The 8,631-nt window shown below is 73.5% G+C and carries 8 protein-coding genes; 7 read left to right on the forward strand and 1 reads right to left on the reverse strand.

Annotation, left to right across the window (positions count from 1 at the left end):
• Positions 1-34 precede the first annotated feature (34 nt).
• The 7 genes from G6R25_RS18395 to ccsB all read left to right on the forward strand — a co-directional run bounded on the left by G6R25_RS18395 (position 35) and on the right by ccsB (position 7,781).
• Complete coding sequence (locus G6R25_RS18395; protein ID WP_235948984.1) at positions 35-772, forward strand: histidine phosphatase family protein; 738 nt, start codon at positions 35-37, stop codon at positions 770-772.
• 71 nt (positions 773-843) lie between these two features.
• Positions 844-1,827, forward strand: coding sequence for a methyltransferase domain-containing protein (locus G6R25_RS18400; protein ID WP_235948980.1), 984 nt, complete (start codon positions 844-846; stop codon positions 1,825-1,827).
• 59 nt (positions 1,828-1,886) lie between these two features.
• Positions 1,887-2,660, forward strand: a complete 774-nt coding sequence (locus G6R25_RS18405; RefSeq protein WP_235948982.1) for an SDR family oxidoreductase — start codon at positions 1,887-1,889, stop codon at positions 2,658-2,660.
• 187 nt (positions 2,661-2,847) lie between these two features.
• Positions 2,848-3,468, forward strand: coding sequence for a TlpA family protein disulfide reductase (locus tag G6R25_RS18410; protein WP_163553966.1), 621 nt, complete (start codon positions 2,848-2,850; stop codon positions 3,466-3,468).
• A 34-nt stretch (positions 3,469-3,502) separates the two neighbouring features.
• Positions 3,503-4,504 carry a cytochrome c biogenesis CcdA family protein gene (locus G6R25_RS18415; RefSeq protein ID WP_163553967.1) on the forward strand — a complete coding sequence of 334 codons (1,002 nt, stop codon included), beginning with the start codon at positions 3,503-3,505 and terminating at the stop codon, positions 4,502-4,504.
• Entirely contained in the window at positions 4,501-6,633 is a 2,133-nt protein-coding gene (gene resB, locus G6R25_RS18420; protein WP_163553968.1) for a cytochrome c biogenesis protein ResB, read from the forward strand. The genes G6R25_RS18415 and resB overlap by 4 nt, the downstream gene beginning before the upstream one ends.
• Positions 6,633-7,781, forward strand: coding sequence for a c-type cytochrome biogenesis protein CcsB (ccsB, locus tag G6R25_RS18425; protein WP_163553969.1), 1,149 nt, complete (start codon positions 6,633-6,635; stop codon positions 7,779-7,781). Before resB ends, ccsB begins: the two co-directional genes overlap by 1 nt.
• 269 nt (positions 7,782-8,050) lie before the next feature.
• On the opposite strand, the gene G6R25_RS18430 is transcribed toward ccsB, so the two are convergent.
• A complete protein-coding gene (locus G6R25_RS18430; RefSeq protein ID WP_163553970.1) occupies positions 8,051-8,452 on the reverse strand; it encodes a PLD nuclease N-terminal domain-containing protein in 402 nt (133 codons plus the stop codon).
• Positions 8,453-8,631 lie beyond the last annotated feature (179 nt).

Here is an 8,631-nt window from a genome sequence, read left to right on the forward strand (position 1 = left end):
CAACGCCCATGCCCGCGGCCAGCGCAGGCCGATCATGACGGGCCCGGCGCAGGAGCCGGTGGACGATGAGCTGGTGGGCACCTCGCCGGACCAGCCGCGGGTCACCGGACCGGGACCGCACGGCGGCGCCGAGCGGGGGCCGCTGACAAGGGTGCATCTGGTCCGCCACGGGGAGGTCTTCAACCCGGAGAAGGTCCTCTACGGCCGGCTGCCCGGATACGGGCTGTCGGAGACCGGCCACCGCCAGGCCAAGGTGACCGCGGAGTTCCTCGCCGGGCTGGACGTCGCCGCCGTGGTCGCGAGCCCTCTGGACCGCGCCCAGCAGACGGCCACTCCCATCGCCGCCGCCCACGGCCTGCCCATCGAGGTCGACCCGAGGCTGATCGAGAGCCGCAACGCCTTCGAGGGCAAGCCGTTCGAGGCGGGACCGGCGGTCCTGCGCTACCCGCATCTGTGGCGGCTGCTGGCCAACCCGTTCCGGCCGTCGTGGGGCGAGCCGTACACCGAGATCGCCGGGCGGATGCTCGCCGCCGTCGCCGAGTGGCGCGACGTCCACCCCGGGCGGCACGTGGTGCTGGTCAGCCATCAGCTCCCGGTGTGGACGACCCGGCGGGCGCTGGAGGGGCTGCACCTGTGGCACCGTCCCGACCGGCGCCAGTGCGGTCTGGCCAGCGTCACCACCGCGGTCTACCGCGGCCGGGAACTCATCGGGGTCGAGTACGCCGAACCGAACGGCCCGACCGCGAACCTGCCCGGATCGGTCGGCGCCTGACCGGCTGGACCCCGCCCCAGCCGCCTGCCCCAGCCGCGTCACCCGAACCAGCCGGTGGCGTCGGGGCGGCCGTGGCCCCCGCCGGGACGGGGCTGGCGGCGGTGCTACCGGTCCTGCGCTGCCCGGTGTGCACCGGCGCCCCGCCCGCCGGGCAAGGCGGTGCCCCGCATGCGGACGGTGCCCTGCATGAAGACGGTGGAGCCCTGCGCTGCGCGGCCGGGCACGGCTTCGACATCGGGCGCGGCGGCTACGTGAACCTGCGGACCGGCCGCGCCCGCCGGGTCACCGGCGACACCGCCGCCATGGTCGCCGCGCGGCAGTCCTTCCTCGGGGCCGGTCACTACCGGCCGCTCACCACTCGGCTGGCCGAGCTCGCGGCCGCCAGCCCGCCCGGCGCCCGGTCGGCTCCGAACCCGGCCTGGGACGCGGGCCCGGGCACGACCTGCCACCCCGCCTCGCCGGCCGGTTCGGGGCCGGTGGTGCTCGAGATCGGGGCTGGAACCGGCCACCACCTGGCCGGTGTGCTCGCCGCGCTGCCCACCGGGGCGGTCGGGGTCGCGGTCGACGTGTCGAAGTACGCGCTGCGCCGGGCCGCCCGGGCCCACCCCAAGATCGGAGCGGTCGCCTTCGACGCCGCCGGTCCGTGGCCGGTCGCCGACGCGAGCGTGGGCGTGCTCCTCGACGTCTTCGCCCCGCGCAACCCGGCGGAGATGCGCAGAGTGCTCCGGCCGGACGGGTTGCTCATCGTCGTCACCCCCGAACCGGGCCATCTCGCCGAGCTGCGGGGCCCGCTCGGGCTGGTCGGAATGCAGCCGGACAAGGGCGACCGACTCGACGAGCGGACCGCCGACCGGTTCGCCCCGGCCGGCCTCGAACGCTTCGACATTCCGCTTGTGCTGTCCCCCGACGAGGCCGTCGACCTGGCCCTGATGGGCCCAACCGGCCACCACCGTACGGCCGAGGACCTGCGCCATCGGGCCGAGACGGCCTGGCCGCGGCGTCAGGCCGCCGTGACCGTCCGCCTTGTGGTCCGGTGCTACCGGCCGCGTGGATGAAGGACCGGTTACGGCCGACGGCCGGATGGCTCTGCCGACAATGGAGGTTCGGAATGGACATGGGACTGCTCGAGCGGATCGCCGTCGTCACGGGGGCGAGCCGGGGTATCGGCCTGGCGGTGGTACAGGCCCTGGTCGCCGAGGGCGCCACGGTGGTGGCCGGAGCCCGTCGCAGTTCGCCCGAGCTCGACGAGCTGGCGGCCTCCGGCGGGGTGCGCGTGCACCTGGTGGACCTGGCCACCCCCCACGGCCCGGCCGCGCTCGTCGAGCAGGCCGGCGAGCGGGTCGACATCCTGGTCAACAACGTCGGCTCCGCGCCCGCCCGGCCCGGTGGGTTCGGCTCGGTCACCGACGAGATGTGGCTGGGAACGCTCAACCTGAACCTGCTCGCCGCGGTGCGGGCGACCCGCGCGGCGCTACCCTTGATGCTCGCCGCCGGCAGCGGTTCCATCGTCACGATCAGTTCCGTGAACTCGGTCCTCGCCGATCCAGCGGTGATCGACTACTGCGCGGCGAAGGCCGCGTTGGCGAACTTCTGCAAGTCGCTGGCCCGGGAGGTCGGTGGCCGGGGCGTGCGGATCAACACGGTCAGTCCCGGCCCGGTCGGCACCGACCTGTGGCTCGGGTCCGACGGCGTTGCCGCCACCGTCTCGCGAGCCACCGGCGTGGACCCCGCGAGCGTCGTCGACGCCGCGGCCGGCAGCTCCGCGACCGGCCGGTTCAGCACGCCGGAGGAGGTCGCTGCCGCCGTCGTCCTGCTCGCCGGGAACCGCAGCGGGAACATCACCGGTGCGGACCTCCGCGTCGACGGCGGGATGGTACCCACCTGGTAGCCGCCGAGCCCAGTGCTGTCCGCCGTGGCGAACTCCACGCGCGCCCGCCGGCCTCGCCGCCTACGCTGAGCTGAGTTCTACAGTTGGTCGTAGACGGGTGCCGAGGCGGGAAGGGGCAGGGCACATACTGGTTCGCGTGGCGGAGATGGGACGGCGGTCCGCGTCGGGTGACAGGTCGGACACGCTGGTGGCAGGCGTTGCCCGGGACCGGTTCGCGCGGGGGCGCCAGCAGCGGAGGCGGGTAGGGCGGGTCAGAGCCGCCGCGGTGATGCTCGCGGTGGCGGGGTTGGCGGCGGCCTGTTCCGGCGGGGGCGGCACGGTTGACGCGACCGGTGGCGGGGGGTTCAACTTCGTCCAGCAGTCCGCCGGCAAGGACTTCGTCGCGGCCGGAAGCCGGCACGAGGCGCCCAAGCTGGCCGGGAAGAACCTCGACGGCACCAGGATCGACGTCGCGTCCATGCGAGGGAAGATCGTCGTTGTCAACTTCTGGGCCTCGTGGTGCGCGCCCTGCCGGGCGGAGACGCCCGGTCTGGTGCAGCTTTCCAAGGCGAACCCGACGGTGGCGTTCCTCGGCGTCAACGAGAAGGACCCTGCGGGCGCCAAAGCCTTCGTGCGCGACAACGGCGTGCCATACCCGAGCGTCGTCGACCGGCTGGGCACGCTCGCCGCGGGCTGGCCGGTGGCCCCGGGGCTGCCATCGACCTTCGTGCTCGACGCCAACGGGCGGATCGCGGCCCGGTTCACCGGCCCGGTCGTGCCCGATGACGACCTCAAGCCCGTGCTGACCCGGTTGCAGGCCGAGGCGTGAGCGGCCGGCGGCCGGGCCGGACGGGGGGCCCGCGTTGAGCGTGGTCGAGCTCGTCACGGACGGGCCCGTGCTGCTCGCCGCCCCGGTCGCGGCCGCCGCCGGGCTGCTGTCCTTCCTGTCACCGTGCGTGCTGCCCCTCGTGCCCGGCTACCTCAGCTTCATCACCGGCCTGTCCGGCGAAGAGCTCCAGGACCGCGAGCGGCGCCCCGCCCGCCCACCGGCCGGTTCGCCCGCGCCCGCGCCCGCGCCGATCATGGCTGCCGCGGTCACCGCGCCGCCGTTGCCGGTACCGGCCGGTGCGCCGCTGCAGGTCGGCCGCGGCGGCCTGGTCGAGTCCGGCGAACGTGACCGGGGCGATGAACGTAACCGGAGCGATGGGCGTGACCGGGGCGACGGGGGTGACGGGCGGTTCGCCGGTCTCCGGCCGCGGCTGAGCCGACTGCGCGTCGGCGGGCGGGTCGCCGCCGGCACCGGACTGTTCGTGCTCGGGTTCACCGCGGTGTTCGTCTCCGAGGGCGCGGCCTTCGGTGGGCTCGGCCAGGGGCTGATCCGCCACCAGGTCGGGGTCAGCCAGGTTCTGGGAGCGTTCACCATCGTCATGGGTCTCGCGTTCGCCGGTCTGTTTTCCCAGATGTCCTGGGCGAACCGCGAGTGGCGCATCCACCGGCTGCCGCGCCCCGGCCTGCTCGGCGCGCCGCTGCTCGGCGTGCTGTTCGGCATCGGCTGGACCCCCTGCCTCGGCCCCACGCTGGCGGCGGTGCAAGGGCTGGCGGTGACGAGCGCGACGGCCGGGCGGGGCGCGTTCCTCTCCGCCGTGTACTGCCTCGGACTCGGGCTGCCGTTCCTCGCCGTCGGCCTCGCCTTCCGGCGGGCCGTCGGTGCCCTGCACCTGCTGCGCCGGCACACGCGCGCCCTGACCTTGGCCGGTGGCGTGCTGCTCGTCGCGGTCGGGGTGCTTCAACTTACCGGGGAGTGGGCCGACCTGATCGCGAACCTGCGGCCCTATGCCTCCGGCTTCTCGGAGACGCCGCTGTGACCTCCTCCACCCGTTCCCACGAGCCCACCGGCTCGGCCACCGGCCTCGCGCCGAAGCCAGGTTTCGGCAACCCGGACGAGTTCGTTCCGGCCGGTGCCATGGATCCGGCCGGCACCGCGGACGACGAAGCCGTCGGGTTCGACCCGGACTCCTCCGGTGGGCGCCGCCTACCCGAGGGACACGGCGACGCCGGCGCCGGAGTCGCCGGCGTCGCCGTCGCGCCGGATGCGTTCGCGCCGCTCGGACCCGGCGAACCCGACGGGTCCGAGGGGCCTGACGGGCCCGACGCCGGCCGGGCACGGGCCGGGGGGGTCCGCCGATCGGCGGACCGTGACGCCGCCGGCCCGGGCGCCCCCAACGCAACCCCCGCCGGGCGGCATCCAGCCCTGGCGCTCGCCGTCCGCTCCTGGCGGCAGCTCACCAGCATGCGCACGGCGCTGCTGCTGCTGTTCCTGCTGGCGCTGGCCGCCGTGCCCGGGTCGCTGCTGCCGCAGCGCAACATCAACCCGATGCGGGTCGATCAGTACCTGTCCAGCCACCCGACTTTCGGGCCCCTGCTCGACAAGCTGTCGGGTTTCGACGTCTTCGCCGCCCCCTGGTTCGCGGCGATCTACCTGCTGCTGTTCATCTCGCTGATCGGCTGCCTGTCGTCGCGTATCCGCTGGCACATCAAGGCCCTGTTCACCGCCCCGCCGAAGGCGCCGGCGCGACCTGGCCGGCTGCCCGGCGGCAGTGCATGGGCCAGCCCGCTGGCCCCGGCCGACGCGACGGCCGGGGCCCGTGCGGCGCTACGCCGGCGCCGGTTCCGCGCCAGCGTCGCCGCCGCCGGGACGCGGCGGCCGGACGGCTCGCCGGACCACTCCGTCTCGGCCGAGAAGGGCTACCTGCGCGAGACGGGCAACCTCGTCTTCCATGTCGCCCTGGTCGGGCTGCTCGTCGCGATCGGTTTCGGGTCCTGGTTCGGCTACTCCGGGACCACGCTTGTCGTCACCGGGGACAGCATGGCCAACACGATCATCTCCTACGACCAGTTCAGCGGCGGCAAGCTCGTCGACACCGCCAAGCTGCGCCCCTTCTCGCTCACGCTGAACCGCTTCGCCGCCGCCTATGAACCGAACGGCGAGCCCTCGGACTTCCGCGCCGCCGTGTCCTACTCGCCCGACCTGGACTCACCGACCCGCCAGGCGACGATTCGGGTGAACCACCCGCTGGTCCTCGGCAACGCCAAGATCTACCTCATCGGACACGGGTACGCCCCGCACTTCGTCCTGCGCGACGCCCAGCGCCGGACGGTCTGGCAGGGCAGCGTGCCCTGCACTCCGCGGGACGGGATGTTCACCTCGACCTGCACGGTCAAGATTCCCGACACCGGCCTGGCGCCGCTCGGCGTCCGCAAGGAGCCCCAGCAGCTCGCCTTCAGCGGGGTGTTCACGCCGACGACCCACCTCGACCCGACCCAGGGCTACGTCTCGACCTTCCCGGCGGCTCGCGCGCCCGGCCTGACCATCACCGGTTTCGTCGGCAACCTCCACCTCAACGAGGGCGTGCCGCAGAACGTGTACACGGTCGACACCCAGGACATGCGCCAGCTCACCCTCAACGGTCCGGCCGGAACGGCGCGCCAGGCCCAGGTCCTCGCCCTGAACAACTCCCGGCAGCGGACCCTGACGGGGCTGCCCGGCGGGCTGAGCTTGGAGGCGGACAGCGTCGCGGAGTTCGCCACCTTCCAGGTGAAGTCCGACCCGTTCAAGGAAGAGGCGCTGATCTTCGCGGTGCTCATCATCGCCGGGCTGATCGTCAGCCTGCGGGTGCACCGTCGCCGCCTGTGGGTCCGGGCGCGCCCGGCACCCGGCGGCGGTTCCGTCGTCGAGATCGGCGGACTGTCCCGGTCACACGGGGACGGCTTCGCCGTCGAGCTCAGCCAGCTCACCACCCTCGTCCGCGAGGCCACCGGCCCGGCCGGCGGGCAGGAACCGGCGGCGCAGCCCGAATTGGCGGTACAGCCCGAATCGGCGGTGGGGCCGGGCGAGCCCGCCGCGGGAGGCGGCGCCGCGGCGCCGAGCACTACGGAATCGCGCGGCACCGCAGCCGGTGGCGCCGCGTCGAACGCCAGCGAACGGGAGCACTGATGGCGGTCAACGAGGGCATAGCCAGCCTCTCCGATCATCTGTTCGGTAGTGGCATGGCGGTGTACGCCGCGGCGATGCTCGGCTACGCGGCCGAGTTCGCGTTCAGCCGCCTGGGCACGCGCAGCGGTGCCGTGGAGCTGTCGGCGGAGGTTCCCGCCGCCCGCACGGCGGATGACCGGCCGGCTGTGCTCGTGGGGGCCGGTGCCCCGGCGGACGCCGGGTCCAGCATCGAGATCGATCCGGCCGCCGCCGCGCTCGCGGCCGCGCGCGCCCGCGAGATCGAGGCGGTGCGTCAGCGGGACACCGTCGCGCACACCCTGGTCGCCGGCAACGACGGCGACATCGAGGTGCCCGCTAGCGCCCGGTGGATCGGGCGGATCGCCGTGCTGCTCACGGTGGTCGGCTGGGCGCTGCACCTGGGTTCGGTCATCACCCGCGGCATCGCGGCGGACCGGGTGCCCTGGGGCAACATGTACGAGTTCTCGTCGATGATCTGCCTGATCGCGGTCACGACGTTCCTCGCCCTGCTGACCAGGCAGAAGGTTCGCTGGCTGGGCGTCTTCGTCATGGTGCCGGTGGTGCTCTACCTCGGCTTCGCCGGCACGGTCCTCTACGTCGCGCCCGGGCCGCTGGTGCCCGCGCTCAACTCGTACTGGCTGAAGATCCACGTGGTCGCCGCGATCACTTCCAGCGGCGTGTTCCTGATCTCCGCGGTGACCACGGTGCTGTTTCTGGTCAAGGAGCGCTGGGAGAACCGGCTCGCCGACGTGGCGGCCGGCCGGGCCGACGCCAGCCGGGCGATGCAGAGCCGCGGCGGCATCGTGATGCGCCTGCCGTCGTCCGCGGCGCTCGACACCCTGTCCTACCGGATCATCGCGTTCGCGTTCCCGATCTGGACCTTCGCGATCATCGCCGGGGCGATCTGGGCCGAGTCGGCATGGGGCCGGTACTGGGGCTGGGACCCCAAGGAGACCTGGTCGTTCATCACCTGGGTCTGCTACGCGGCCTACCTGCACGCGCGGGCGACCGCGGGCTGGCGTGGCCGGCGGGCCGCCGCCATCGCCCTGGTCGCCTTCACCGCGCTGTTCGTGGACTACTACCTGGTGAACCTCGTCATCACCGGCCTGCACTCCTACGCGGGCGTCTGACCCGGCGGACTACGCGAGCGACTGACCCTGCGGCCGCGGGACCGTGGGTGGGCCTGGCTGACAGGTCACCGCCCGGGGTCCCGCGGCCGGGCTGGAGGCTCGTCGGCCGCCGCAGCAGCAGACCACGCGAAAGCGATGTGGCCTGGCTGCGCGGCGTGGCCCGCTGCGCGGTGCGGTCTGACGTCCGGTGGTGTCTGACGTCCGGTGGTGTCTGGTAAGGCTCGGTGTGGCGGTGTTCGTTCGGTGTGGCGGTGCTCGGTGTGGCGGCGTCAGCCGCGCGCGGACGGCGGCTCGGCGTCGCCGCCGCGGATGCGGTCCGCGAGCTCGCGGAGGAACTCCGGATCGTCGTCGGGGCCCTTGGGCCGGGTCCCTATCCGCGAGCCGGGGCGTCCCAGGCCCCCCTCGCGGCGATCGACGTCCCAGGTCGACCGCTCGCCGAAGGCAGGATGATCCGAAACCGCCCGCCGCGGCGGGCGCGCTCCGAGACCATGCGCCCGTGGCCGGCCGAAGAAGTACCACGCAGCGGCGCCGAGCACGTAAAAGAGAACCACGACCACGATCCAGATCGGTTTGGACATACCGCGTACCTCATCGGACGGGGTCCCGAACACGTCGGCGATCATGTACGCCCAGATACCGATGAACACGAAACTCAGCGCGAGGCCCAGCACAGGCTGGTCGCTCCTTCCGCTCTCCTTGATCGATTACATCCGGTTCGACACATTGGGTATGAACATCGGTCCGCGGGTGTGTAGTCCCGCCCTCCAGCGGCAACGCCGAACGGGGCAGACGAACGTGCCGCGCCCTCCCCGGAGAGCGCACATGTCGCGGTGATGGCCGGCCCGTGTCT

The organism is Candidatus Frankia alpina (genome assembly GCF_902806485.1).
GTDB classification, from domain to species: domain Bacteria; phylum Actinomycetota; class Actinomycetes; order Frankiales; family Frankiaceae; genus Frankia; species Frankia alpina.